We start from the raw sequence: 25,886 nt of genomic DNA on the forward strand, positions 1-25,886 counted from the left end.
CTCTGACGATTACACTGATCGCGTGTCTGCCTTGAACTTCTGGTCGATCTATCAGCACGGGTTCGCACGCGTCGCCGCGTGTACGGGTCACACCGTCATCGCGGACCCGCCCGCCAACGCCGAAGCGGTTCTGCGGCACGCGCGCCGGTGCGGCGACGAGGGGGTCGCCGTCGCCGTCTTCCCGGAGATGGGGCTGTGCGGCTACTCCATCGAGGACCTGCTGCTCCAGGACGCGCTGCTCGACGAGGTCGAGGCGGCGCTCGCCCAGGTGGTGGCCGGGTCGGCCGACCTGCTCCCGGTGCTGGTCGTCGGCGCTCCGCTGCGCCACCGCAACCGGGTCTACAACTGCGCGGTGATCGTGCACCGCGGGCGGGTCCTCGGTGTCGTACCGAAGGCGTACCCGCCCAACTACCGGGAGTTCTACGAGCGTCGGCAGATCGGCGACGGCGCCGACGAGCGCGGCGGATCGATCCGGGTCGGCGGCCACAGCGTGCCGTTCGGCGTGGACCTGCTGTTCGCCGCCGAGGACGTCCCCGGGCTCGTGCTGCACGCGGAGATCTGCGAGGACATGTGGGTGCCGGTGCCGCCCAGCGCGGAGGCGGCCCTCGCCGGTGCGACCGTCCTGGTCAACCTCTCCGGCAGCCCGATCACGGTCGGGCGGGCCGAGGACCGCAAACTGCTGTGCCGCTCGGCGTCCTCGCGCTGTCTCGCCGCGTACGTCTACGCGGCGGCCGGACTCGGCGAGTCGACGACCGACCTGTCCTGGGACGGCCAGGCCATGGTCTACGAGAACGGCGTGCTGCTGGCCGAGACGACCCGGTTCCCGCTCGGCGACGAGTACGCGGTGGCCGACGTGGACCTGGACCTGCTGCGGCAGGAGCGGATGCGGATGGGCACGTTCGACGAGAACCGGCGTACCCATCAGGTGCGGACCGGTGACTTCCGGACGGTGTCGTTCCCGCTCGACCCGCCGACGGGCGACCTGGGTCTCAAGCGCCGCCTGGAGCGCTTCCCGTTCGTGCCGGCCGACGCCGACCGGCTCGCCCAGGACTGCTACGAGGCCTACAACATCCAGGTCGCGGGCCTCCAGCAGCGGCTCGCGGCGATCGGCGGTCCGAAGGTCGTCATCGGGGTGTCCGGGGGCCTCGACTCCACGCACGCGCTGATCGTCGCCGCCCGCGCGATGGACCGCGCGGGCCGCCCGCGCAGCGACATCCTGGCCTGGACGCTGCCCGGTTTCGCCACCAGCGACCACACCAAGGACAACGCCCACCGCCTGATGCGGGCCCTCGGCGTCACCGCGGCCGAGCTGGACATCACGCCGACCGCGCGGCTGATGCTCCAGGAGATGGACCACCCCTTCGCCTCCGGCGAGCCGGTGTACGACGTCACCTTCGAGAACGTCCAGGCGGGCCTGCGCACCGACTACCTGTTCCGGCTGGCCAACCAGCGCGGTGGCATCGTGCTGGGCACCGGCGATCTCTCCGAGCTGGCGCTCGGCTGGTCCACGTACGGCGTGGGCGACCAGATGAGCCACTACAACGTCAACTCCGGTGTGCCGAAGACGCTCATCCAGCATCTGATCCGCTGGGTCATCAGCAGCGAGCAGTTCGACGCGGAGACCGGCGACATCCTCGCCGCGATCCTCGACACCGAGATCAGCCCGGAGCTGGTACCGGGCGAGGAGATGCAGTCCACCGAGTCCAAGATCGGCCCGTACGCGCTGCACGACTTCACGCTCTTCCATGTGCTGCGCTACGGCTTCCGGCCGTCGAAGATCGCCTTCCTCGCCTGGCACGCCTGGCACGACGTCGATGCCGGTGCCTGGCCTCCGGGCTTCCCCGAGGCCAAGCGCGGGACGTACGACCTGCCCGAGATCCGGCGGTGGCTGGAGGTGTTCTGCAAGCGCTTCTTCGCGTTCGCGCAGTTCAAGCGGTCGGCGATGCCCAACGGGCCGAAGGTCTCGGCCGGCGGTTCGCTGTCGCCCCGCGGTGACTGGCGGGCGCCGTCGGACAGTTCGGCGAAGGCTTGGCTGCGGGATCTGGAGCGGTTCGACCAGGCAGGGTCCAGGTAGTTCTCCTGGACGGAGGACGCCCCGCCGACGGGGGAAGATCGGCGGGGCGCGTGGTGCCACTGTGGCTCTGACGGGCCTTCGGCCCTAGTGGACGGAGTGCTCCTCCAGCGGGAACGTGCCGCCGACGACATCCTCCGCGAAGGCCTTCACGGCGTTGCCCATGACCTCGCGCAGGTTGGCGTACTGCTTCACGAACTTCGGCACGCGGCCGCCGGTGAGACCCAGCATGTCGGTCCAGACGAGGACCTGCGCATCGGTCTCGGGGCCCGCGCCGATACCGACCGTCGGGATGTGCAGGACCCGGGTGACCTCGGCCGCGAGCTCCGCCGGGACCAGCTCCAGGACGACGGCGAACGCGCCCGCGTCCTGAACGGCCTTCGCGTCGCGCAGCAGCTGCTGGGCCGCCTCCTCGCCGCGGCCCTGGACGCGGTAGCCCATGGCGTTGACGGACTGCGGGGTCAGACCGATGTGCGCCATGACCGGGATGCCGGACTCCACGAGGAGACGGATCTGCTCGTGGGAGCGCTCGCCGCCCTCGAGCTTCACGGCGCCGACGCCCGCGTCCTTGACCAGCCGGGTCGCCGAGCGCAGCGCCTGCACCGGGCCCTCCTGGTAGGAGCCGAAGGGCAGGTCGCCGACGATCAGGGCGCGCGAGGTGCCCCGTACGACGGCCGCCGACAGCATGGTCATCTCGTCCATCGTGACGGGCACGGTGGTCTCGTACCCGAGATGGCAGTTGCCCGCCGAGTCACCGACGAGCATGACCGGGATGCCGGCCTCGTCGAAGACGGACGCGGTCATCGCGTCGTAGGCGGTGAGCATGGGCCACTTCTCGCCGCGCTCCTTGGCGAGGGCGATGTCCCGAACAGTGATGCGGCGGGTGCCCTTCCCCCCGTACAGCGCCTTGCTGCCGTCGGAGGGCTTGGTGTGGGCAGCCGAAAGCTGCGTCATTGCAACGGCTCCTTACGTCATCTCGAGGCGCCCTCACGGCGTCCCCGGATCCCCTCCATGGTGGCACCTCGTGCCAGTCAGGGCCAGAGGTCGTGGATGTGACCGTTCAGGCACGTAAGGTCTCGGTAAAGAATTACGATACGAGACGGTCCCGTATCGTAATGGCGCTAGGCTCGACGGCATGACTACCGCAGTCCCTGACTCACGGGTACCGGAAGCGGTGCACCGGCGCCGCTGGGCGATCCTCGGCGTACTGATGCTGAGCCTGCTGATCGTGGTGCTCGACAACTCGATCCTGAACGTCGCGATCAAGACGATCTCGACCCCCGCGCCGACCGGCCTGGGCGCCACCCAGAGCGAGCTGGAGTGGGCGATCAACGCCTACACCCTGGTCTTCGCGGGCCTCCTGTTCACCGCGGGCCTGCTCGGCGACCGGCTCGGCCGCAAAAAGGTGCTGCTGGGCGGTCTGGTCGTGTTCGGCGCCGGCTCCGCCCTCGCCGCCTTCTCCGGATCGCCGGTCCAGCTGATCGTCTTCCGCGCGCTGATGGGCCTCGGCGCGGCGTTCGTCATGCCGGCCACGCTCGCCGTCCTGATGAACGTCTTCGAGCGCGAGGAGCAGCCCAAGGCCATCGGCATCTGGGCGGGCGGCGTCGGACTCGCCATCGCCATCGGGCCGATCACCGGCGGCGTACTCCTCGACCACTTCTGGTGGGGCTCCGTCTTCCTCATCAACGTGCCGATCGTGGTGCTCGCCCTCGGGCTGATGCTGTGGCTGGTGCCCGACTCCCGTGACCCGAACCCCGGCCGGCTCGACCCCGTCGGTGTGGTGCTGTCGGTCATCGGCCTGGTCCTGCTCGTCTACGGCATCATCAAGGGCGGTCAGCTCGCCGACTTCACGGACGCGACCGTGCTGGCCACCATCGGTGCCGGTCTCGCCGTGCTCGTCGCCTTCGTGGTGTTCGAGAAGCGCAGCGACCATCCGTCGATCGATGTCACCTACTTCAAGAACAAGGTCTTCTCGGCCGCGATCGGCGCCATAGGGCTGGTGTTCTTCGCGCTGATGGGCGTGACGTTCTTCTCCGTCTTCTACACCCAGAGCGTGCGGGGTTACTCGCCGCTGCAGACCGGTCTGCTGATGCTGCCGCTGGCCGCCGCGCAGCTGATCTTCGCGCCGCGCGCCCGGCTGGTCGTGGACCGTTTCGGCAACCGGGCGACGACCACGGGCGGCATGCTGCTGATCGCCGCGATGCTGGTCGCGTTCGCCGGGCTGGAGGCGGACACGCCGATCTGGCTCCTCGAGGTGATCTTCTTCCTCATGGGCACGGGCATGGCGCACATCATGACGCCGACCAGCGTCGTCATCATGCAGGCCCTGCCGCGCGAGAAGGCCGGCTCCGCGTCCGCGCTCAGCAACACCTTCCGGCAGGTCGGCGGCGCGCTCGGCATCGCCGTCCTCGGCTCGGTGCTCTCCACGGCCTACCGCAACAGCATCGAGCCCCATCTCGGGTCGGTTCCGGCAGGCGTACGGCACACCGCGGGCGAGTCCATCGAGGCCACCCTCGGCGTCGCCGCGAAGCTCGGCCCCCGGGGCGACGCCCTGGTCGGCCCGGCCAACGACGCCTTCCTGCACGCCATGCACGTCACCGCGCTGTGCGGAGCGGGCGTGGCCCTGGTCGGCGCCCTCGTGGTGGCCCTGTTCCTGCCGGGCCGCCCGACGGAGCCTCAGCAGGGACAGGAGGAACAGGAGTTGGTACCGGCGAGCGAGTGACCCGGCGGGGCGGCGGGAGGTGACGGTGACCGTGGGCGGCCTGGCGGGGCCGGGCCCCCGGACCAGGTCGGAAGGCTGCGGGCAGCGGCGGCGCCGGGCGGACGGCCGTCGGCAGCCGCAGCGCGGGGCGGCGGAGGGACGGTCGACCGGCGCGGCCGGGCCGCCGGACCCGGTCGGATGGCCGCGGGAAGCCGCAACGCCAGGCGGAAGACCGCCGGAAGCCGCAACGCCGGGCGGCGGAGCGACGGTCCACCGACGCGGCCGGGCCGCCGGACCCGGTCGGAAGGCCGCGGGAAGTGGCGGCGGAGGGACGGCCGACCGGCCCGGCCAGGCCGCCGGACCGGTCGAAAGGCCCCGGGAAGCCGCGGCGCCGGGCGGAAGACCGCCGGAAGCCGCAACGCCAGGCGGACGGCCGTCAGAAGCCGCGGCGCCGGGCAGCCGACGGCCGGTCGACCGGCCACGCCGGCGTGCCAGGTGTACGGGGAGGGCGCCGGCCGGCTGGATCGGCCAGCCGGGGCCGCACCTGAGGAGGTCACCGTCGCGGGCAACGGCCGGACACCGCCCCGTGTACGGCCGTAGGGCAGGGAGCAGCACCCCATCACACCGAGAGGACCAAGGGACGTGAGCGGCCTCGCCGAGAGTCAGCGCAGGCAGACGGGGCCCGTACGGGGCCGGCCCCGCAGTGAGGCCGTGGAGCGGTCCATCATCGAGGCCGTCATCAAGCTGCTCGAGGACGGCGTGCCGCTCGCCGAACTGTCCATCGAGCGCATCGCCCGTACCGCGGGCGTCGGCAAGGCCACCATCTACCGCCGCTGGAACGGCAAGGAGGAGCTCTTCGTCGACGTCGTGCGCACCGCCGAGCCCCCGGACGCGGAACTGCCCGGCACCTCGATGCGCGACGATCTCGTGGCGCTGCTCGAGCAGTTGCGGCAGCGCGGGCTGATGACCCGTTCCTCGGCGCTGCTGCACAGTGTCTTCGCCCAGATGAAGAGCAGCCCGAAGGTGTGGGACGCCTACCACGCGATCGTCGTCGCGCCCCGGCGCCGCAAGCAGGTCGACATCCTGCGCCGGGGGCAGGCCAACGGCGAACTCCGCTCGGACATCGACGTCGAGCTGGTCAACGACCTGTTCATCGGCCCCATGCTCTTCCGCACCATCATGCACCCCGACGCCGCGCTGCCGGAGGGCCTCTCGGAACAGATCGTCGACACCGTCCTCGAGGGCCTACGCCCCGTCAGTTCCTAGAGCCCGTCCGGACCCCGCGGCCGCCATGTGCGCGTTTCGTCACAGAGGGCGCTTTCACTGCCGGGACAGGGAACTCGGGAAGGCGACTTGTACGTCATCGCCCCCGTACGGTCGTCATGGGACGACGAGACGGAGGCCGATCATCCCCTAGGGTCGTACGGGGTGTCCGAGACCCCACGGCATCGGGGCGAACGGCGTGCACGGCAGGTAGTGAGGCGACGGTATGGCGCAGCAGGCATACGTGACGGAAACGGCGGAAGGCGGCTCGGGACCCGAGCGCCGGAGAGACCGGTTCCGGCGCCTGCTCGGACGGCTGGTCTCCGGCTGGCGCGGTGACCGGAGGATCTGGCGCCGCGGGCTCGTCCTGGCCACCCTCGCGGTGCTCGTGGCCCTGGTGATGCTGCTGCACGCGCAGATCCCGAACCGTATCGGCAACCTCGGCAGTCTCATCGAGACCTTCCTGCCCTGGCTGGGCGTGTTCGTCCCGGTGCTGCTCCTGCTCGGTTTCCTCCGCAGGTCCGCGACCGCGCTGATCGCGGTGCTGCTCCCGGCGGCCGTGTGGCTGAACCTCTTCGGCGGGTTGCTCTCCGACAAGTCCGCCACCGGCGGCGACCTCACGGTGGCCACCCACAACGTCAACGCCGACAACCCCGACCCGTCCGGCACCGCCCGGGACGTGGCCGCGTCCGGCGCGGACGTGGTCGCCCTGGAGGAGCTGACCGCCTCGGCGGTGCCGGTGTACGAGAAGGCGCTGGCGTCGACGTACAGGTACCACGCGGTCGAGGGCACCGTGGGGCTGTGGAGCAAGGACCCGCTGACCGGCGTGAAGGCCGTCGACATCAAGCTGGGCTGGACCCGGGCCATGCGGGCCACGGTGGCCGCCCCGGACGGGCAGGTCGCGGTCTACGTCGCCCACCTGCCGTCCGTGCGGGTGAAGATGGAGGCCGGGTTCACCGCCCGGCAGCGCGACAAGAGCGCCGACGCGCTGGGCGAGGCCATCGCCGACGAGAAGCTGCCCCGCAAGATCCTGCTCGGCGACCTCAACGGCACGATGAACGACCGCGCGCTCAACGCCGTCACCTCCCAGATGCGCTCCACGCAGGGCGCGGCGGGCAGCGGCTTCGGGTTCAGCTGGCCGGCGTCGTTCCCGATGGCGCGGATCGACCAGATCATGGTGCAGGGCGTGGAGCCGGTGAGCTCGTGGACGCTGCCCGCCACCGGCAGCGACCATCTGCCGGTCGCGGCTCGTGTGGACCTCGCCACCTCGTCGTAACCCGCCGGAGGCCCCTTGGAATACCGGGCCCGGGAGCATTTGTTCCGTACTTGAACATAAGCTAGGTACGGAACTCCGCTCTCCCCTGAAAGGCTCGGCTCTTCATGCCCTTGGCCCTGCTCGCACTGGCCGTCGGCGCTTTTGGTCTCGGCACCACCGAATTCGTGATGATGGGCCTGCTGCCCGACGTCGCGGACGACCTGGGCATCTCGATCCCCACCGCCGGCCATCTGGTCTCGGCGTACGCGCTGGGCGTGGTGATCGGCGCCCCGCTGCTCGCCGCGGTCACCGCCCGGATGTCCCGCCGTACGGTCCTCATCGGCCTGATGGGCCTGTTCGTGGCCGGCAACGCGCTCTCCGCCCTCGCCCCCGGCGAACACTGGCTGCTCGCGGCCCGCTTCCTGAGCGGACTGCCGCACGGTGCCTTCTTCGGGGTGGGCGCGGTCGTCGCCACCGGCATGGTGGCGCCGGAGCGCAAGGCCCGCTCGGTGTCCCTGATGTTCCTCGGCCTGACCCTCGCCAACATCGCGGGCGTGCCGGTCGCCACGCTCATGGGCCAGCACCTGGGCTGGCGCGCGACCTTCCTCGGCGTCAGCGCGATCGGCCTGGCGGCGATAGCCTCCCTGGCGCTCCTCATCCCGCACGACCACGCGCACGCCCCCGCGGTGGGCCTGCGCCGCGAACTGGTCGCCCTGAAGTCGGTGCCCGTCTGGCTGGCGCTCGGCACGACGGTCGCGGGCTTCGGCGCGCTGTTCGCCGCGTACAGCTACATCACGCCGATGCTCACGGACGCCGCCGGCTACGCCGACTCCAACGTGACGCTGCTGCTCGCGTTGTTCGGCGTGGGCGCGACGGCGGGCAACCTGGTCGGCGGACGGCTCGCCGACCACTCGCTGCGCGGCACCCTGTTCGGCGGTCTGACCTCGCTGGTCGTGGTCCTGGCCCTGTTCCCGGTGCTGATGTCGACGCAGTGGAGCGCGGCCGTGGCGGTCGTGCTGCTGGGCACGGCGGCCTTCGTGACCGGCTCCCCGCTCCAGCTGATGGTCATGGAGAAGGCCTCGGCCGCCCCCTCCCTGGCCTCCTCCGCCAACCAGGCCGCCTTCAACCTGGCCAACGCCGGCGGCGCCTGGATCGGCGGCCTCGCCCTGGCCGCGGGCCTCGGCGTGACGTCCCCGGCACTGACGGGCGCCGCCCTGGCCGTGCTCGGTCTCGGGGTCGCCGCGGTGGCCGCGGTCGTGGACCGGCGGCGCGTGGACGTGTCGCCCGGTCGGGAGCGCGTGGTCGCGACCCATCTGCCGGAGCAGGCGGAAGCCGTGCGGTACTGAGGGGTCGTACGACGAGAAGGGGCGCCCGGTGAACGCCGGGCGCCCCCTCTTTTTTGCTCTGTCGGCAACCTGTAGGCCCGTGTAGGCGACCTGTCGGTGGTTTGTCGGTGGGGGCTGGCACTGTCCTCGGTATGACGCGAATCGACAAGAACCCCAAGAGCGGGGACTCCGCCGTTTCCGTGCGGGGGCTGGTCAAGCACTACGGCGAGACCAAGGCGCTGGACGGCGTCGACCTGGACGTGCGCGAGGGCACCGTGATGGGTGTGCTCGGGCCGAACGGCGCCGGCAAGACCACCCTCGTACGCATTCTGTCCACCCTTCTCGCCCCGGACGCAGGGCAGGCCACCGTCGCCGGTTACGACGCCGTGCGGCAGCCCCGTCAGCTGCGACGGGTCATCGGGCTCACCGGGCAGTACGCCTCGGTGGACGAGAAGCTGCCGGGCTGGGAGAACCTCTACATGATCGGGCGGCTGCTCGACCTGCCCCGCAAGGAGGCCCGCACCCGGGCCGACGAGCTGCTGGAGCGGTTCTCGCTCACGGACGCGGCGAAGCGGCCGGCGAGCACCTACTCCGGCGGTATGCGGCGCCGGCTCGACCTCGCCGCCTCGATGATCGGCCGGCCCCAGGTGCTCTTCCTGGACGAGCCGACCACCGGTCTCGACCCGCGCACCCGCAACGAGGTGTGGGACGAGGTCAAGCGGATGGTCGGGGAGGGCGTGACCGTCCTGCTGACCACCCAGTACATGGAGGAGGCCGAGCAGCTCGCCTCCGAGCTGACGGTGGTGGACCACGGCAAGGTCATCGCCGACGGCGCCATCGAGGAGCTCAAGGCGAAGGTCGGCGGGCGCTCGCTGCGGGTACGCCCCGTCGATCCGCTGCAGCTGCAGCCGCTCGCCGGGTGGATCGACGAGCTCGGCATCACCGGGATCGCCACCAGCACCGTGGACACCGCGAGCGGCACCGTCATCGTCCCGATCCTCAGCGACGAGCAGCTGACCGCCGTGGTCGGCGCGGTCACCGCGCGTGGCATCACGCTCTCCTCCATCACCACCGAACTGCCCAGCCTGGACGAGGTGTTCCTGTCCCTCACCGGCCACCGCGCCAGTGCCCCGCAGGACACCGTCCCCACCGAATCCCGCGAGGAGGTCGCCGTATGAGCGCCGCAACCGCCACCACGATCGACGCCGACGCCCGGATCCCGCTGCGCGGGCACCTCCGGCACACCGGCGCCCTCGTCCGCCGCAACCTGCTGTGGATCCGGCAGGACCCGGAGTCGATGTTCGACGCCATCCTGATGCCGGTCGTCTTCACCCTGCTGTTCGTCTATGTCTTCGGCGGCTCGATCGGACAGGCCCTGGGCGGCGGGCAGGACGGATACGTCCAGTACGTCATCCCGGGCATGATCGCGATGATGAGCATGACCCTGTCCCAGGGCGTGGGCACCGGCTTCAGCCAGGACTTCAACTCCGGTGTCATGGACCGCTTCCGGTCCCTGCCGATCGGACGCGGCTCGGTGCTGTTCGCGAAGATCTCCGTGGAACTGCTGCGGATGCTGTTCGCGACCACCGTGCTGATGATCGTCGCCGTCCTGGTCGGCTTCGACATCCACCACTGGGGCGGTCTGCTCGCGGCGGTCGGTCTGTCCGCCGTGTTCGCCTCCTCGATCATGTGGGTGTTCCTCACCCTGGGCGTGATCCTGAAGAACGCGCAGTCCGTGCAGGCGATGGGCTTCCTGGTGCTGTTCCCGCTCCAGTTCGGCTCCTCGATCTTCGCACCGACGAACTCCATGCCGGGCTGGCTCCAGCACTTCACCGACTACAACCCGCTGTCCGCGCTCGCCGACGCGGCCCGCGGGCTGATGGTGGGTGGCCCGGTCGCCCACGACCTGTGGGTCACGCTCGGCTGGTCGGCGGCGATCACGGCGGTGGCGGCGCCGTACGCCATCCACAAGTTCCGTACGAAGAACTGAAGTTCGGCGCCGGTGCGCGTCACACCAGGGCGGCGGCCTCCCGGGGGGAGAGGCCGCCGCCCTCCGCGTACGCCGACTCGTAGGCCGCGTCGCCGAGGACCGCGCGCAGCTCCTGCTCGGCCCTGCCGCGCACGCTGCGCTCGACGGTCGTCGGGACGTGGCCGGCCGGCAGCAGCGCGTCCCCGGCCCTGAGGCAGCGGGCTCCGTCGTGGGCGCGGGCGCCGCCGTCGGCCCCGGCGAGGGCGAGCCCCGCGGTGTGCAGGTACATGGTGCGCATATGCGGGGCGATGGTCAGGGCCAGCGGGTCCTCGGACTTCTCCAGCGCCCGGCGGGTCAGGGTCAGACACTTCTCGTAGCAGCCGTCCACGGCCTCCAGCCAGGCCTCCGAGCCGAGGATGAAGGCGTCGAAGATGACGAAGTGAGCGATGCCGAACTGCTGGCGCAGCAGCTGGAGTTGTTCGCGCGCCTCGGGAATGCGGCCGGTCAGGCCGAGCCGGCCGGCGAGGAACATCCGGGCGGCCGGCATCGCCTCGTTGCGGGCGCCGTCCCGGTCGGCGATCACCTCATGCAGCAGGAGTTCGCCGCGCTCGGCCTCCCCCGTCTCCAGCAGCGCGCTGCCCAGCCGGGCGTTGAGCACGGACCTCTGGGCGCGGGCGCCGAGTTGTTCGGCCCGCTCGAGCGCCCGCTCGTAGTCGGCCGCGGCCGCATGCCATTCACCCTTGCGCTCATGGGCTTCGGCGCGTGCCGAGAGCGCTTCGGCGGTGCCCCACAGGTCGCCGAGCCGATCGTAGATCTCCAGCGCCTCCTCGGCGTCCTGGATGGCGTCGCCGGCCCAGTCGGAGCGGTTGGCGAGCAGGTTGGCCCGCCACTGGAGGGCGGCGGCGAGCTCCCAGTCGTAACCCGGGGTGGCCCGGCAGGTGTCGACGGTCGCCTGGATGACCTTCCGCAGCCGCTCCATGTCCCCGGTGAGCATGATGGCGAAGAACCACAGGGAGCCCGGCATCCGGCAGGTCTGTGCCATGCCGGGCTCGTAGGTGGCGGCGATGGCCCGCAGCTTCGCCTGCGCGTGCTGGTTCTGCCAGGCGTCCAACTCGGTGTCCATGCAGGCGAGATGGACGAGGTGCGCGCCGCGCCGGGCTTCTTCCAGCACCTCGCCGGTCCACGGTGGCGGGGTGTCCGTGCAGCGCTCCCACACCGGCGCGGCGGGGCGGACCGGCTCGGTGAAGGGGTCGGGGCCGAGGCCCTGGACGTCGCGGGACCAGTTGCGGGCCTCGATGCGCAGGTCACGCATCTGCCAGTACCAGGCCAGCGACAGCACCAGGCACAGCCCCTCCTGTTCGTCGCGGTCGGCGACGGCCCGGCGCAGGGCGGTGCGGAGGTTCTCGTACTCGCGCTCCAGGCGCTCGATGGCGGCCAGTTGGCGGGGGCCGCGCAGCAACGGGTCGGTGGTGCGCGCGAGTTCGCGGTAGTACGCCAGATGCGCGCGCTCGGCCTCGGCGCGCGAGCCGTCCGTCTCGTCGAGGCGCTCGCCGGCGTATTCGGCGACCGTCTCCAAGAGCCGGTAGCGCATCTCGCCGTCCCCCGAAGGAGCGGCCACCACAAGGGACTTGTCGACGAGCGAGCCGAGCGCGTCCAGTGCGGCGGGCCCGCACACGGCCTCGGCGGCGGCCAGGTCGCAGCCGCCGGCGAACACCGACAGCCGCCGCAGGACGTCCCGTTCCTCCTCGTCGAGCAGGTCCCAGGACCAGTCGACGACGGCCCGCAGGGTCTGCTGGCGGGGCAGCACGGTACGGCTGCCGGAGGTGAGCAGCCGGAAGCGGTCGTCGAGCCGGTCGGCGATCTGACGTGGCGTCAGCATCCGTAGCCGGGCGGCGGCGAGCTCGATACCGAGGGGCAGCCCGTCGAGGCGCCGGCAGATCTCCGCGCAGGCCGCCGCGGTCCCCTCGTCGCTGTCGACCCGGAATCCGGGCCGGGCCGCGGCCCCCCGGTCGGCGAGCAGCCGCAGCGCGACCGGCTCGGGCAGCGGCTCCACGGGCCGCAGCAACTCCCCCGGCACGCCCAGGGGTTCACGGCTGGTGGCCAGGACGGTCAGCCCGGGGCAGCGCTCCAGGAGCGTCTCCGTCAGACGGGCGGCCGCGTCGACCACGTGCTCGCAGTTGTCGAGGATCAGCAGCATGCTGCGCCGGCCGCAGTGCTCGGCGAGCCGCTCGACGGGGTCGTCGAGCCGCTCGCTCCCGGCGGCACGCATCGCCTCGGCACCGGCGCCGTACAGCACGGTCTCGCGGGCGCCGACGGCGGTGAGCACGGCCTCGGGCACGGCGTCCGGGTCGTCCACCGGGGCGAGCTCGGCCAGCCACACCCCGTCCCGCACCACGTCCCCCACGGCCTCGGCGGCCTCCTGCGAGAGCCGCGTCTTGCCGGCCCCGCCCGGCCCGAGCAGCGTGACGAGCCGCGCGGTCGCGAGGTCCTCGCGGATGGCCTCGATGTCGGCCTCCCGGCCGACGAAGGAGGTGAGACGGGCACGGAGGTTGCCGGAGGGCGGGGTGGGGGCGGCGGATTCACGATCGCCCGCTGCGACGGCGGACACCTGGCCGCGCTGTCCGCCGTTTTCGCCCTTTCCGTCCGCAGCGGATGGCTCCGGCCGCAGCAACTCCCCGTGCAGCGCCCGCAGTTCGGCCCCCGGGTCCGCGCCCAGCCGGTCCGCGAGCAGCTGTCGTACGGACTCGTACGCGGCCAGCGCCTCCGCCGTGCGGCCCGTGTCGCGCAGGGCGCGCAGGCGGAGGGCCTGGAGGGGCTCGTCGAGGGGGTGGGTGTCGCAGAGGGCGGTCAGTTCGGGGAGGGACTGGTCGGCGAGGCCGAGGGCGAGCGCGGCGGTGTGGCGGGCGCGCAGGGCGTCCAGCCGGCGGGCCTCGGCGCGCGCCGCCTCGGCCGTACGGTCGGGCAGATCGGCCAGGGCCGGACCCCGCCACAGAGCGAGGGCGTCGTCCAGGACCACGGCCGCCTTCGCGGGGTCACCGTCGGCCAGCGCCCGCACGCCGTCACCGGCGAGCCGCTCGAAACGGTGCAGGTCGATGTCGTCCGGCCCCGCCGTCAGCCGGTAGCCGCCCTCCACCGAGGCGACCGCGTCCGCCCCGAGCGCGCGCCTGAGCCGCCCGACCAGCGCCTGCAGCGCGCCGGTCGCGTCGGCCGGCGGGTCGTCACCCCACACCTCGTCCACGAGCAGGCTCACGGGGACGGTACGGCCGGGCCGCAGAGCGAGAACGGTCAGCAGCGCACGCAGCCGCGTGCCGCCGACCGGGACGGACGTACCGTCGGGACGGAGTGCCTGGGTGGTGCCGAGGATGCGATAGCGCACGGGGTCCATTGTCTCCGGTGAGGTCGGGGCCGGTCACGGGGTTGCTTCAGCGGGGTGTCGAAGTGCCGGGCCGGGTTGTCGGGCCGGGGGTGGGACGGTGGGGGCCGGTCGCGGCCACACGGCGGCAACTGTCCGGTCTACACGGAACCTCCGCCCCACCCCAAGACGTTTTCACCTGTGCCCGGTACCGTCGGGCCGTCCCACCGCGCGCAGGTCCAGTTCAGGGAGCCCCATGACCACCGCCACCACCCGCCACAGTGACCGGAGGATCAGCCCGGTCTTCCTCGGGATCGTCGCCGTGACGGCGGTGACGGGCTGGGCCACCTGGACGGGATTCGCCGAGCGGACGGACATCGCCGTCTTCCTGTTCGTGACCGGCGCCTGGGTCGTGTCCCTCTGTCTGCACGAGTACGCCCACGCCCGCACCGCCCTGCACAGCGGCGACATCACCGTGGGCAGCAAGGGCTACCTGAGCCTCAACCCTCTCGCCTATACCCACGCGCTGCTCAGCATCGTGCTCCCCGTCATCTTCGTGATCATGGGCGGTATCGGCCTGCCCGGCGGCGCGGTGTTCATCGAACGCGACAGGATCCGCGGCCGCTGGCGGCACAGCCTGATCTCCGCGGCGGGCCCCCTCACGAACGTCCTGTTCGCCATCGCCTGCACGGCCCCGTTCTGGCTGGACGCCCTCGACGGCGTCCCGCTGGAGTTCCGCTTCGCGCTGGCCTTCCTCGCCCTGCTCCAGGTCTCCGCCGCGATCCTGAACTTCCTGCCCGTCCCGGGCCTGGACGGCTACGGCGTCATCGAGCCCTGGCTCTCGCACGGCGTCAAGCGCCAGATCGAGCCCTTCGCCCCCTTCGGCCTGCTGTTCGTGTTCGCGCTGCTGTGGGTGCCGCAGGTCAACAGCGTGTTCTTCGACCTGGTCCACTCGGTCCTGAACGGCCTCGGGGTCAGCGAGGCGGAGGCGTCGATCGGCTGGAGCCTCTACCGCTTCTGGTAGGCGTCGGCCTTGCCGCGCTTGACGTAGTACCAGCACATGTTGGACGACAGCCCCGCCAGCAGCACCCACACGATCCCCAGCCAGCTGCCCTGTACGAAGGAGACGACCGCCGCCGCGACGGCGAGGAGGCAGACGGCGAGGGCGTAGAGGGCGAGGCGGGGCATGGGATCGGGCTCCTGTCGGGGGACACTGCTGCGCTACGGCGTCCAGTGTCCCCCATCCGCTCACACGTCCGTGACCCGCAGCCCCGCGTGCGCCTTGTACCGCCGGTTGACCGAGATCAGGTTGGCGACCAGCGACTCCACCTGGTGGGCGTTACGCAGCCGGCCCGAGAAGATGCCGCGCATGCCGGGGATGCGGCCGGCCAGCGCCTGCACGATCTCCACGTCGGCCCGCTCCTCGCCGAGCACCATGACGTCGGTGTCGATCTCCTCGACCTCCGGGTCCTGGAGCAGCACGGCCGACAGGTGGTGGAAGGCGGCGGTGACCCGCGAGTCCGGGAGCAGGGCCGCCGCCTGTTCCGCCGCGCTGCCCTCCTCCGGCTTCAGCGCGTAGGCGCCCTTCTTGTCGAAGCCGAGCGGGTTGACGCAGTCGACGACGAGCTTGCCGACGAGTTCCTCGCGCAGCGACTCCAGGGTCTTGCCGTGGCCGTCCCACGGCACGGCGACGATCACGATGTCGCTGCGGCGCGCGGTCTCGGCGTTGTCGGCGCCCTCGACCCCGTGCGCGAGTTCGTCGGCGGCGGCCTGGGCGCGCTCGGCGGCCCGGGAGCCGATGATCACCTTCTGCCCGGCGCGGGCGAGCCGGTAGGCGAGGCCCTTGCCCTGCGGCCCGGTCCCGCCGAGCACGCCGACCACGAGTCCTGAGACGTCGGGAAGGTCCCAGGGGTCCTTGGCGGGAGCCTTCTGTGCAGCACTGTCGGTAGAGGTCATGGGCCCGACTTTACGTCCGCCCCGATCGCCCCGGCCGGTGACCCGGGTCACCGGCACCCGCCCGAAGGTGATCCGCTCACAGGCACCGATGTCCCCGGCCTCGTCGCGGCGCCCGACGGGCGGGGCGTCGACCCGGGCCAGGTCGGATCCCCCGGTCCGGACCGGCTCGCAGCAGGCGGCGGAGAGGCCGTCGGCGGGTGCGTGTCGGCGCCGACAGGCCGTCGCCCTCGGTGTCTCTCTGCCCGGTTCGGGCGAATTCGGGGTGAACCACCGGTCACGGACGTCCGCTTGCGGCAGGATGCCGCCCCATGGACGCCGTACGGGTCGCGCTGCTGCGCGAAGTGCTCGCCGGGACCGAGTGGCTGGGGGCCACGCGACGCTTCGCGGGCGTACTGCGGGGGTCGGTGGTCTCGCACGGCGGAGGGCTGCTCCTGGTCGGCACGCCGGAGTACGAGCCGTGGCACCTGGCGGCCCATCTGGTCGACGAGGCCGCCTGGTCGGGCACACCGGAACTGGCCCCCACCCTCGTACGCCACGACGCACGCCCCACCGACCCCGCGCACCTGTCGGTCGGCCCCGGCCGGCTCGCGGCGGCCCGGCGGGGCGAGACCCTGCTGGTGGTGTCCCCGGACCGGCCGGGCGCCCCGCTTCTGGAGCAGGTGAACGACGCCCGGCGGGCCGGCGCGACGGTCCTCTCCCTCGGTCCCGGCGAGGGCGAACTCGCCGCGATGGCCCACGAGTCGCTGGCCGTACCGGAGGGCACGGACCTCGACCTGGACACCGTGCAGCACCTGGTGAGCGCGGCGGCCGGGGAGAACGCCGTCCCCGCGCCCAGGGGCCGGCGGCGGTTCCGGGACCGGCTGTCGCGACTGGCCGACCAGCTGACCGCGCCGCCTCCCGCCCGCTGGTAGCCGCGAAAAGCAGTTGCCGGACCGGGAGGCCTCCGCCGACCATGACCGGTCGTGACCGACGACGCCCCCGAACCCCCCTCCGGCCTTCGCGCCATGCTCCCCGACCTCGCCCCCTGGCGGGCGTCCCGGGACTTCCGGCGGCTGTGGTACGCGGGTCTGATCTCGAACTTCGGCAGCTTCCTGACCTTCGTGGCACTGCCGGTGCAACTGAAGGACCTGACGGACTCGGCGGCGGCGGTGGGCGCGATCGGAGCCGTGGAACTGCTCCCCCTCCTCGTCTTCGGGCTGTACGGCGGCGCGCTCGCGGACGCGTGGGACAAGCGGAAGCTGATCGTGTGGACGGAGGCCGGGCAGGGCCTGCTGAGCGCGGCCCTGCTGCTCAACGCCCTACTGCCGCACCCCGCCGTGTGGCCGCTGTACGTCGTCGCCGCCCTGTCCTCCGCCCTGGTCTCGGTGCAGCGCCCCGCCCTCGACTCCCTCTGGCCCCGGATCGTGGCCCACGACCACCTGCCGGCGGCGGCCTCGCTGAACTCGTTCCGCTGGACGGTCGGGGGGGTCGCGGGCCCGGCGCTGGCGGGCGTGGTGGTGGCCTACGCGGGCCTCGGCTGGGCCTACGGCGCGGACCTGCTGACCTTCGCCGTCTCCGTCGCCCTCGTCGTACGGATCGCGGCCTCCCCCGCCTCCCACGAGGCGGCCAAGCCCTCGCTGAAGGCCATCGCGGAGGGCGCGCGGTACGCCTGGGGCCGCAAGGAACTCCTCGGCACCTACGCCGTCGACCTCGCCGCGATGTTCCTGGCGATGCCGCTGGCCCTGCTGCCGTTCCTCGCGGACGACCTGGACGCCGAGTGGTCGCTGGGCCTGATGTACGCGAGTGTCCCGCTCGGGGCGCTGCTGGTGAGCCTGGTCAGTGGCTGGACGTCACGGATCCACCGGCACGGCCGGATGGTGGTGCTGTCGGCCGCCCTCTGGGGCCTGGCCATCGCGGCGGCCGGGACCATGAGCAACGTCTGGCTGGTGCTGCTGTTCCTGACCGTGGCCGGAGCCTGCGACATGGTCAGCGGGATCTTCCGGGGGATCATGTGGAACCAGACGATCCCGGACGAACTGCGCGGTCGGCTCGCCGGGATCGAACTGCTGTCGTACTCCGTGGGCCCGACCGTCGGCCAGGTCCGCAGTGGTGGTTTCGCCGCCTGGTGGGGCATACGGACGTCCGTCTGGTCGGGCGGGGTGCTGTGCGCGGGGGCCGTGGGTCTGCTGGCTCTGTGCCTGCCGAAACTGATGACCTACGACGCCCGCACGGACAAGCACGCGGCACAGGTGCGGGACCAGAGAGCCGCGGCCCAGGTGTGATCAGTCGTCCTCCGGGCCCCCCGCCGGGGCGTCGTGCCACTTGGGGTCGTTCTCCCACTCGAGGTTGCGCTCGCGGGCCGTCTCCATCGCCTGCTCGGCCTCCTTGCGGCTCGCGTAGGGCCCGAACCGGTCCTTGGCCGGGCACTGGGGCCCCTCCTCGACCTTCTTGTGCTCCAGGCAGTAGTACCACTCGCCCGGCTTGCCGCCCGCGCGCTTCTTGAACAAGGGCATGACCTGCTCCTCTCGCCACCGACATGTTCCCCCAACGGCGCTGGATAGACTCGTCGGCATGTCTGGCCAGTCGCTGCTCGTGCCCGGGGAACTCTCCCCCATCCGTTCCGTGCCCGGAAACATCCGTCGCCCCGAGTACGTCGGCAAGCCCGCGCCGACGCCGTACAAGGGTCCGGAGGTGCAGACTCCGGAGACCGTCGAGGCGATGCGGGTCGCCGGCCGTATCGCGGCGCGGGCGATGGAGGAGGCCGCGAAGCTGATCGCGCCCGGGGTGACCACCGACGAACTGGACAAGGTGGCGCACGAGTACATGTGCGACCACGGCGCCTACCCGTCGACGCTCGGCTACCGGGGCTTCCCGAAGTCCCTGTGCACCAGCCTCAACGAAGTGATCTGCCACGGCATTCCGGACTCCACCGTGCTCCGGGACGGCGACATCATCAACCTCGACGTGACGGCGTACATCGGCGGGGTGCACGGCGACAACAACGCGACGTACCTGGTGGGTGACGTCGACGAGGAGAGCCGGCTGCTGGTCGAGCGGACCCGGGAGTCCCTGGCCCGCGCGATCAAGGCGGTCAGGCCGGGCCGCCAGATCAACATCATCGGCCGGGTCATCGAGTCGTACGCCAAGCGCTTCGGCTACGGAGTCGTCCGGGACTTCACGGGCCACGGCATCAACTCGTCCTTCCACAGCGGCCTGATCATCCCGCACTACGACAGCCCGCACGCGACGACGGTCATCCAGCCCGGCATGACGTTCACGATCGAGCCGATGCTGACGCTCGGGACGCACGAGTACGACATGTGGGACGACGGGTGGACGGTCGTCACGAAGGACCGGAAGCGGACGGCACAGTTCGAGCACACGCTGGTGGTGACGGAGACGGGGGCGGAGATCCTGACGCTGCCGTAGCCGGCGTGGGCCTCAGCGCTCCAGGAAGACCCGGCCTCCCACCTCGACCCATCCGCCCGGCTGCGGAGCCGTGAGGATCTGGGAGCCTGCGCCCTGGACGATGTTCAGCGCCCGGCCGAGTTCGTGGGTGAGCTGGAGGGCCGCGGCCCCGGTGGCCTCGTCCTCCTCGACACCGTCGCCCCGGCCGGGAAAGCCACGGGCCCGGATCCGCCCGGCGGCCTCGTCCTCCCAGGCCCAGGCGTACACCCAGTCCCCGGCCGCCGGGACCGTCAGATCGTCCACCTCGGCGGCGGTGCCGTACTGGCGGAAGGTCCGCGGCGCCGCCCACTCGGCCCGCGCCTCGATCCAGCTGAACTCCCCGTCGAGCCGGGTACCGACGACCCCGGCGCGCGTGACGAGTTCGGGCACGTCGAGCAACCAGGCCGCCCCGACACAGGGATACCCGGCGAACGCCAGCCGCACGGACGGGGTGTAGATGTCGATGACCCCGCGCTCGGGATCGTCGACGAACACGGTCTCGCTGAACCCGAGCTTCGCGGCGAACGCCTGCCGCTCGTCCCGGTCCGGCATCACGGACCCCTCGCGGACGACGCCCAGCTCATTGCCGTAGCCGCCGTTCGGCGCGCAGAAGACGCGCAGCACGTCGTAGTCACTCACGGGGGAATTGAAGCATCCGAGCAGGTCCCGCACCTCCACGTGCCCCCGGAGCGGAACGTTTGAATCTCCCTTGACCTTTACTTGGCGATTGCTTTGGGCCATACATAGATAAGCCTCAGATAAGTTAGGCGAGCCTATCCAACCCTCAGGAGCTCGTATGCGCGCCGCCAGACTGTCCGTCGTCACCTTCACCGCCGTGGCGGCCCTGACCGCCGTCACGGGGTGCACGGAGAAGGGAAGCTCGGGCGACAGCGACCGCGTCATCGACGTGACCGCGACCGACAGCAAGTGCGAGGTCTCCAAGAAGGCGTTCCCGGCCGGGCACGTGGAGCTCGCCATCGAGAACAAGGGCTCCAAGGTCACCGAGGTCTACGTCCTCTTCCCGGACGACCGGATCGTCACCGAGCGCGAGAACATCGGCCCCGGCACCAAGCAGAAGGTCACCGCCGAGGTGAAGGCCGGTGACTACACGATCGCCTGCAAACCCGGCATGAAGGGCGACGGCATCCGGCAGGAGGTCAAGGCCACCGGCGGGACCGTGGCCAAGCGCGATCCGCGCCTCGACGCGGCCGTCGCCGCGTACCGCAAGTACGCGCAGGAGCAGGCCGACGCCACCCTGCCGCTCGCGAAGACCTTCGCCGCCGCGGTCAAGGCCGGCGACCTCGAGGCCGCCAAGAAGGCCTACGCCCCCTCCCGGATCGGCTGGGAGCGCACCGAGCCGGTCGCCGAGTCCTTCGGGGACATCGACCCGAAGGTCGATGTGCGGGCCGACGGCCTTGAGGGCGGGCAGAAGTGGACCGGCTGGCACCGGCTCGAGAAGTCCCTCTGGCAGGACAAGAAGATCACCGCCGGGGACAAGACCCTCGCCGACCAGTTGATCACCGACCTCACCGACTGGCAGAACCGGGTCGGCAAGGCGGACATCACCCCGACCTCGATGGCCAACGGCGCCAAGGAGCTCCTCGACGAGGTCGCCACCGGCAAGGTCACCGGCGAGGAGGAGCGCTACTCGCACACCGACCTCGTCGACTTCAAGGCCAACGTCGAGGGCGCCGAGAAGTCGTACGAGCTGCTGAAGCCGGTCGCCCAGGAGAACGACGCGGCCCTGGTCACCGAGCTCGACAAGCAGTTCGCCGCGCTGAACACGCTCCTTGACAAGTACCGCGCCGACAAGACGTCGTACGACTTCACCTCGTACGACAAGGTCGGCGACGCCGGTCGCAAGCAGCTGTCGGACGGTGTGAACGCGCTCGCGGAGCCGCTGTCCAAGCTCGCCGCCGCCGTCGTCACCAAGTCTTCCTGAGGCGGGGATCATGACGGACGAAGAGAAATCCACGGCTCCCTCGCGCCGTGCGCTGATCGGCTGGGGCGGGGCCGGGCTCGCGCTCGGTGCCGCCGCTGCCGGTGGCGCGGTCGCGATGACCCGGACCGGCGACGACATCGAACCGGCCGGGGCCTCGGCCGGGGCCGCGGTCGAGTTCCACGGCGCCCACCAGGCGGGCATCGCCACCCCCGTGCAGGACCGGCTGCACTTCGCCGCGTTCGACGTGACGACCGAGGACCGCGCCGAGTTCGTGCAGATGCTCAAGGACTGGACGGCGGCCGCGCGGCGGATGACCGCGGGCAAGGCGGTCGGCGAAGGGGCGTACGGCGGCCTGGCCGAGGCGCCGCCGGACGACACCGGGGAGGCGCTCGGACTCAAGCCGTCGCGGCTGACGCTGACGATCGGCTTCGGCCCGTCCCTCTTCGGGAAGTTCGACCTGGCCGACCAGCGGCCCGAGGCGCTCGTCGACCTCCCCCAGTTCGCCGGTGACAACCTCGACAAGAACCGCAGCGGCGGCGACCTGTGCGTCCAGGCCTGCGCGGACGACCCGCAGGTCGCCGTGCACGCGATCCGCAACCTGGCCCGGATCGGCTTCGGCAAGGTCGTCATCAAGTGGTCGCAGCTCGGCTTCGGCAAGACGTCCTCGACGACGCCCGACGAACAGACCCCGCGCAATCTGATGGGCTTCAAGGACGGCACCCGCAACATCGCGGGCACCGAGACGGACCGGCTGAAGAAGTTCGTCTGGGCCGACGGTCCCGGCTGGATGAACGGCGGCTCCTATCTCGTCGCCCGCCGCATCCGTATGCACATCGAGACCTGGGACCGCACCTCGCTGCAGGAGCAGGAGGACATCTTCGGCCGGGACAAGGGCGAGGGCGCCCCGGTCGGCAAGGCCAAGGAGCGCGACAAGCCGTTCCTGCCGGCGATGAAGCCCGACGCGCACGTCCGGCTCGCGCACCCCGACTCCAACCACGGGGCGACGATCCTGCGCCGCGGCTACTCCTTCACCGACGGCACGGACGGCCTCGGCCGGCTGGAGGCGGGCCTGTTCTTCCTCGCGTACCAGAAGGACGTCCGCGAGGGCTTCATCCGGATCCAGCGCCATCTGGCCACGGACGCGCTCAACGAGTACATCCAGCACGTGGGTTCGGCGATCTTCGCCGTCCCGCCCGGCGTCCGTGACAAGGACGACTGGTGGGGCAGCACGCTGTTCTCCAAGGAGGCCTGACCCGTGTTCTCCAACTACCTGATCGGTCTGCGCGAGGGCCTGGAAGCCAGCCTGGTCGTCTGCATCCTCATCGCCTACCTGGTGAAGACGGGCCGCCGGGACGCCCTGCGGCCCATCTGGATCGGCATCGGCGTCGCGGTCGCGCTCGCCCTCGGTTTCGGGTGCGCGCTCGAATTCGGCTCCCAGGAGCTGACGTTCGAGGCGCAGGAGGCGCTCGGCGGCTCCCTGTCGGTCATCGCGGTCGGCCTGGTGACGTGGATGGTCTTCTGGATGCGGCGCACCGCCCGGCACCTGAAGTCCGAGCTGCACGGCAAGCTGGACGCCGCCCTGCAGATGGGCACCGCCGCCCTGGTCGCCACCGCGTTCCTCGCGGTGGGCCGGGAGGGCCTGGAGACCGCCCTGTTCGTGTGGGCGTCGGTGCACGCGGCCGGCGACGGCACCCCGCGTCCGCTGGTCGGCGCGGCCCTCGGTATCGCCACGGCGGTCTTCCTGGGCTGGCTGTTCTACCGCGGCGCCCTGCGCATCAACCTGGCCAGGTTCTTCACCTGGACCGGCGGCATGCTGGTCGTCGTGGCGGCGGGTGTGCTGGCGTACGGCTTCCACGACCTCCAGGAGGCCGACTGGCTGCCGGGCCTCACCAACAGGGCCTTCGACATCAGCGAGACCATCCCGCCGGACAGCTGGTACGGCACGCTCCTCAAGGGTGTGTTCAACTTCCAGCCGGACCCGACGGTCCTTCAGGTCACGGTGTGGCTGCTGTACTTGATCCCGACGCTCGCGCTGTTCCTCGCCCCGGTAGGGTTCGCCTCCGGGAAGGGGAAGGTGAAGGCACCTGATGAGCAGGGATCGCGGCCCTCGAAGGCTCCGCAGGCTTGACCGGAGCGCACTGATAGCAGCCTCTGTGACCGCTTTGTCGTTGACGGCGAGCGGATGCATGGTGGTGCACGGCGAGCGGGAGGTGCTTCCCGCGACGACCAAGGCGGAGGCCGCCAAGGCGCTCCAGCAGTTCACGAACGCGTACAACGCGGCGGACAAGGCGTACGACGGCTCGCTGGACGCCGCCCATGTCACCGGTGCGCTCGGCGCCATCGACGCGGCGCGGCTGAAGGCCGGCAAGGTCAACAGCCCGAGCGGCAACGCCACGCACACACCGCTGAAGCTGTCGGACGTGACGTACACCATCCCGAAGAAGGCGGGCTGGCCGCGCTGGTTCGTCGCCGACGCGGCCGGCAACAAGGGCGGCACCGCGCGCTGGCTGCTCGTGTTCACCCGCGACGGGCTGGGCGAGCCGTTCCAGGTGGCGTATCTGACGCTGGTGGCCGAGGGCAAGGTGCCGCAGTTCAAGAAGGACGCGGACGGCTGGGCCGAGGCCGTGCCCGTGAACTCGCCCGAACTGGCCGTCCCCCCCGGCGAGGTGGGCCAGGAGTACGCGACCTACCTCAAGAGCGGCGGCGACACCTTCGCGGACGGCGCGTACACCAGCACATGGCGTGCGGCGCGCGAGAAGGACGGCAAGCGGCCGGGCCTGGTCACCCAGTACATCGACGAACCGATGACGAGCGGCGACTACCAACCGCTGGCCCTGCGCACGGCGGACGGCGGGGCGCTGGTGTTCTTCGCCACGCACCTCTACACGAAGCAGACGGCCGCCCCGGGCACCTCGATCCCCACCAACGATGCCGTGCGGGCCCTGACGACCGGCGAGATCAAGCAGTCCCTGACGATGGAGATCGTCTCCAACTCGGTGGCCGTCGACCCGCCGAAGGGCGCGGACGGGCAGCAGGTCACCGTGCTCGGCCGGATCCAGGGCCTGACGTCCGCGAAGGGGTCATAGGGACCGGCCCGCTCGCTACCGGCGCGAGGGCCAGGCCGCGGTCTCGTGGTCCGGCTCCCCGCCGACGTGGCGGGAGCAGGCGTCGGTGAGGACTTCCAGGAGGCTCAGCGGGTCGGGCAGCGGGTGTTCGAGGCCGCGGACCCAGTGCACGGCCTGGCCGCCGGGCAGCCGGGCGGGCGGTACGAGGACGTAGGAACCCCGGCAGTGCCAGCGCAGGCCGGGATGTTCGTCGGCCGTCTCGGGGTGGCAGTCCAGTTCGCACGGCCACCACTCGTCCTCGTCCTCGGGGGTGCCGCGGGTGAGGGTGAAGAACAGGAGCCGGCCGTCGTCGCTCTCGGCGACGGGGCCGACCTCGATCCCGGCACCGAGGAGCCGCTCGAGCGCTTCCCGCCCGGCCTCCAGAGGGACGTCGAGGACGTCGTGGACCATGCCGGTCGCGGTGATGAAGTTGGCCTGCGGCTGGTGCCGGGCCCAGCGCTCGATCTGCGCGCGGTCGGTGGTCGACTGGGTCTGCCAGGCGAAGGACACGGGATGACGGGCGGGCGTAGGGCATCCGACCCGGTCGCAGGAGCACCGGTACCCGGGGGCGGGATGCGCGGCGGGCGCGAGCGGGAGTCCCGCTGAGGCAGCGGCCAGCAGCAGGGCCTCACGGTCGCCTCCGTCCCCGGCGGCGGCCTCCTTCGGCCGGCGTCCGCGCAGCCACTGGGAGAGTTTGCCCTGCAGGCCGGTCAGGCCCCCCGACTCCGCGCTCATCTACCACCCTCGCCTCGCTGTCGTGCGGAACAGCATGCCTTATGGTCCCACTTTCCTCGGCTTCGGGGGGTCCGGAACCGAGGTGAGGCACTCAGCGGGGTGCGATGCCGTGGAGGGCGTAGTCGACGAGGGTGTCGGTGTAGTCGTAGGTGATCGGGCCGGTGTACTGGAGCCAGCGCTGGGCGAGGGGGGAGACCCAGAGTTCGAGGGCGATGCGCGGGTCGATCTCGGGGCGCACCTGGCCGCCCTCCTGGGCGGCGCGCACCCGGTCGACGTACAACTGGAGCGACGGTTCGAGGAGCCTGGCCATGAAGGCCCGGCCGACCTTCTCGTTGACGACGCCCTCCGCGGCCAGGGCGCGGGAGGGGGCCTCGAAACGGGGGTCCTTGAGCTGGTCCACGGTGAGCCGCAGGACGGCCTTGAGGTCGGCGGCGAGATCACCGGTGTCCGGAATGGTGTACGTCTCCTCGGGACCGGCCTCGCGTGCCGCCTGCTCGCTCAGGTCGAGGAAGGCCTCCATCAGCACCTCCGCCTTCGACGACCACCAGCGGTAGATCGTCTGCTTGCCGACACCGGCGCGGGCGGCGATCCCCTCGATCGTGGTCTTGGGGTAGCCGACCTCGGCGACGAGGCCGAGGGCGGCGTCGTAGATGGCGCGGCGGGACTTCTCGCTGCGACGGGTGGTGTCGGGGGCGGCGGGCTGCTTGGAGGTGTGGGTGGCCATGGGGCGAACTTACCAGGTTGACAAGACGGTGCGTCTCGCCGGAGAGTGGATGCGTCGGTCGAG

23 protein-coding genes are annotated in these 25,886 nt (G+C 71.5%); 15 read left to right on the forward strand and 8 right to left on the reverse strand.

The window, feature by feature from the left end; translation table 11 throughout:
• Window positions 1-31: 31 nt before the first annotated feature.
• A complete protein-coding gene (locus ACIBJB_RS01325; protein WP_398926797.1) occupies window positions 32-2,074 on the forward strand; it encodes an NAD(+) synthase in 2,043 nt (680 codons plus the stop codon).
• Between the two features lie 84 nt (window positions 2,075-2,158).
• Here the strand turns inward: ACIBJB_RS01325 and panB are convergent, their stop codons facing one another.
• Complete coding sequence (gene panB / locus ACIBJB_RS01330) at window positions 2,159-3,025, reverse strand: 3-methyl-2-oxobutanoate hydroxymethyltransferase (RefSeq protein WP_398925275.1); 867 nt, start codon at window positions 3,023-3,025, stop codon at window positions 2,159-2,161.
• 181 nt (window positions 3,026-3,206) lie between these two features.
• Between panB and ACIBJB_RS01335 the strand changes: the two genes are divergently transcribed.
• The 6 genes from ACIBJB_RS01335 (at window position 3,207) to ACIBJB_RS01360 (ending at window position 10,605) form a co-directional block, all read left to right on the forward strand.
• Window positions 3,207-4,793 (forward strand): MFS transporter, encoded by a 1,587-nt coding sequence (locus tag ACIBJB_RS01335; RefSeq protein ID WP_398925277.1) that lies wholly within the window; start codon window positions 3,207-3,209, stop codon window positions 4,791-4,793.
• 621 nt (window positions 4,794-5,414) lie between these two features.
• Entirely contained in the window at window positions 5,415-6,038 is a 624-nt protein-coding gene (locus ACIBJB_RS01340) for a TetR/AcrR family transcriptional regulator (RefSeq protein WP_398925279.1), read from the forward strand.
• A gap of 223 nt (window positions 6,039-6,261) precedes the next feature.
• Window positions 6,262-7,311 carry an endonuclease/exonuclease/phosphatase family protein gene (locus ACIBJB_RS01345; protein WP_398925281.1) on the forward strand — a complete coding sequence of 350 codons (1,050 nt, stop codon included), beginning with the start codon at window positions 6,262-6,264 and terminating at the stop codon, window positions 7,309-7,311.
• A 104-nt stretch (window positions 7,312-7,415) separates the two neighbouring features.
• Window positions 7,416-8,636, forward strand: coding sequence for an MFS transporter (locus tag ACIBJB_RS01350; RefSeq protein ID WP_398925283.1), 1,221 nt, complete (start codon window positions 7,416-7,418; stop codon window positions 8,634-8,636).
• A gap of 131 nt (window positions 8,637-8,767) precedes the next feature.
• Window positions 8,768-9,793: an ATP-binding cassette domain-containing protein gene (locus ACIBJB_RS01355; RefSeq protein ID WP_398925285.1), complete on the forward strand. Its 1,026-nt coding sequence runs from the start codon at window positions 8,768-8,770 to the stop codon at window positions 9,791-9,793.
• Entirely contained in the window at window positions 9,790-10,605 is an 816-nt protein-coding gene (locus ACIBJB_RS01360) for an ABC transporter permease (protein ID WP_398925287.1), read from the forward strand. The genes ACIBJB_RS01355 and ACIBJB_RS01360 overlap by 4 nt, the downstream gene beginning before the upstream one ends.
• Window positions 10,606-10,624: 19 nt before the next feature.
• Here ACIBJB_RS01360 and ACIBJB_RS01365 read toward each other — a convergent pair whose 3' ends face one another.
• On the reverse strand, window positions 10,625-13,969 hold the full coding sequence (locus ACIBJB_RS01365; RefSeq protein ID WP_398925289.1) for an AfsR/SARP family transcriptional regulator: 3,345 nt from the start codon (window positions 13,967-13,969) through the stop codon (window positions 10,625-10,627).
• Window positions 13,970-14,192: 223 nt separating this feature from the next.
• Here ACIBJB_RS01365 and ACIBJB_RS01370 point away from each other — a divergent pair, with 223 nt between their 5' ends.
• Entirely contained in the window at window positions 14,193-14,960 is a 768-nt protein-coding gene (locus ACIBJB_RS01370; protein WP_398925291.1) for a site-2 protease family protein, read from the forward strand.
• Here ACIBJB_RS01370 and ACIBJB_RS01375 read toward each other — a convergent pair.
• Both ACIBJB_RS01375 and npdG read right to left on the reverse strand, forming a co-directional pair.
• Window positions 14,945-15,124, reverse strand: a complete 180-nt coding sequence (locus ACIBJB_RS01375) for a hypothetical protein (RefSeq protein ID WP_398925293.1) — start codon at window positions 15,122-15,124, stop codon at window positions 14,945-14,947. The two genes, ACIBJB_RS01370 and ACIBJB_RS01375, sit on opposite strands and share 16 nt — an antisense overlap.
• Before the next feature lie 60 nt (window positions 15,125-15,184).
• Window positions 15,185-15,892, reverse strand: coding sequence for an NADPH-dependent F420 reductase (npdG, locus tag ACIBJB_RS01380; protein ID WP_398925295.1), 708 nt, complete (start codon window positions 15,890-15,892; stop codon window positions 15,185-15,187).
• A 308-nt stretch (window positions 15,893-16,200) separates the two neighbouring features.
• Here npdG and ACIBJB_RS01385 point away from each other — a divergent pair, with 308 nt between their 5' ends.
• Together ACIBJB_RS01385 and ACIBJB_RS01390 are read left to right on the forward strand one after the other, a co-directional pair.
• Window positions 16,201-16,803, forward strand: coding sequence for a hypothetical protein (locus ACIBJB_RS01385; RefSeq protein ID WP_398925297.1), 603 nt, complete (start codon window positions 16,201-16,203; stop codon window positions 16,801-16,803).
• A 51-nt stretch (window positions 16,804-16,854) separates the two neighbouring features.
• Window positions 16,855-18,153 carry an MFS transporter gene (locus tag ACIBJB_RS01390; RefSeq protein WP_398925299.1) on the forward strand — a complete coding sequence of 433 codons (1,299 nt, stop codon included), beginning with the start codon at window positions 16,855-16,857 and terminating at the stop codon, window positions 18,151-18,153.
• On the opposite strand, the gene ACIBJB_RS01395 is transcribed toward ACIBJB_RS01390, so the two are convergent.
• A complete protein-coding gene (locus ACIBJB_RS01395; RefSeq protein ID WP_398925301.1) occupies window positions 18,154-18,384 on the reverse strand; it encodes a hypothetical protein in 231 nt (76 codons plus the stop codon).
• Window positions 18,385-18,442: 58 nt separating this feature from the next.
• Between ACIBJB_RS01395 and map the strand changes: the two genes are divergently transcribed.
• Window positions 18,443-19,300 carry a type I methionyl aminopeptidase gene (gene map / locus ACIBJB_RS01400; protein WP_398925303.1) on the forward strand — a complete coding sequence of 286 codons (858 nt, stop codon included), beginning with the start codon at window positions 18,443-18,445 and terminating at the stop codon, window positions 19,298-19,300.
• Window positions 19,301-19,312: 12 nt separating this feature from the next.
• Here map and ACIBJB_RS01405 read toward each other — a convergent pair whose 3' ends face one another.
• Window positions 19,313-19,957 (reverse strand): PhzF family phenazine biosynthesis protein, encoded by a 645-nt coding sequence (locus ACIBJB_RS01405; RefSeq protein WP_398925305.1) that lies wholly within the window; start codon window positions 19,955-19,957, stop codon window positions 19,313-19,315.
• A 157-nt stretch (window positions 19,958-20,114) separates the two neighbouring features.
• Here ACIBJB_RS01405 and efeO point away from each other — a divergent pair, with 157 nt between their 5' ends.
• The 4 genes from efeO to ACIBJB_RS01425 are packed head-to-tail and all read left to right on the forward strand — an operon-like array spanning window position 20,115 to window position 24,346.
• On the forward strand, window positions 20,115-21,260 hold the full coding sequence (gene efeO / locus ACIBJB_RS01410; RefSeq protein WP_398925307.1) for an iron uptake system protein EfeO: 1,146 nt from the start codon (window positions 20,115-20,117) through the stop codon (window positions 21,258-21,260).
• 10 nt (window positions 21,261-21,270) lie between these two features.
• On the forward strand, window positions 21,271-22,512 hold the full coding sequence (efeB, locus tag ACIBJB_RS01415; RefSeq protein WP_398925309.1) for an iron uptake transporter deferrochelatase/peroxidase subunit: 1,242 nt from the start codon (window positions 21,271-21,273) through the stop codon (window positions 22,510-22,512).
• A gap of 3 nt (window positions 22,513-22,515) precedes the next feature.
• Window positions 22,516-23,388: an iron uptake transporter permease EfeU gene (gene efeU, locus ACIBJB_RS01420; protein WP_398925311.1), complete on the forward strand. Its 873-nt coding sequence runs from the start codon at window positions 22,516-22,518 to the stop codon at window positions 23,386-23,388.
• Window positions 23,348-24,346 carry a hypothetical protein gene (locus ACIBJB_RS01425; protein ID WP_398925313.1) on the forward strand — a complete coding sequence of 333 codons (999 nt, stop codon included), beginning with the start codon at window positions 23,348-23,350 and terminating at the stop codon, window positions 24,344-24,346. The genes efeU and ACIBJB_RS01425 overlap by 41 nt, the downstream gene beginning before the upstream one ends.
• A gap of 15 nt (window positions 24,347-24,361) precedes the next feature.
• Here ACIBJB_RS01425 and ACIBJB_RS01430 read toward each other — a convergent pair whose 3' ends face one another.
• Both ACIBJB_RS01430 and ACIBJB_RS01435 read right to left on the reverse strand, forming a co-directional pair.
• A complete protein-coding gene (locus tag ACIBJB_RS01430; RefSeq protein ID WP_398925315.1) occupies window positions 24,362-25,099 on the reverse strand; it encodes a bifunctional DNA primase/polymerase in 738 nt (245 codons plus the stop codon).
• A gap of 91 nt (window positions 25,100-25,190) precedes the next feature.
• Window positions 25,191-25,823, reverse strand: a complete 633-nt coding sequence (locus tag ACIBJB_RS01435) for a TetR/AcrR family transcriptional regulator (protein ID WP_398925317.1) — start codon at window positions 25,821-25,823, stop codon at window positions 25,191-25,193.
• Window positions 25,824-25,886: the final 63 nt, after the last annotated feature.

Origin of the sequence: Streptomyces sp. NPDC050759, assembly GCF_044456945.1 — a bacterium.
Lineage (GTDB): Bacteria > Actinomycetota > Actinomycetes > Streptomycetales > Streptomycetaceae > Streptomyces.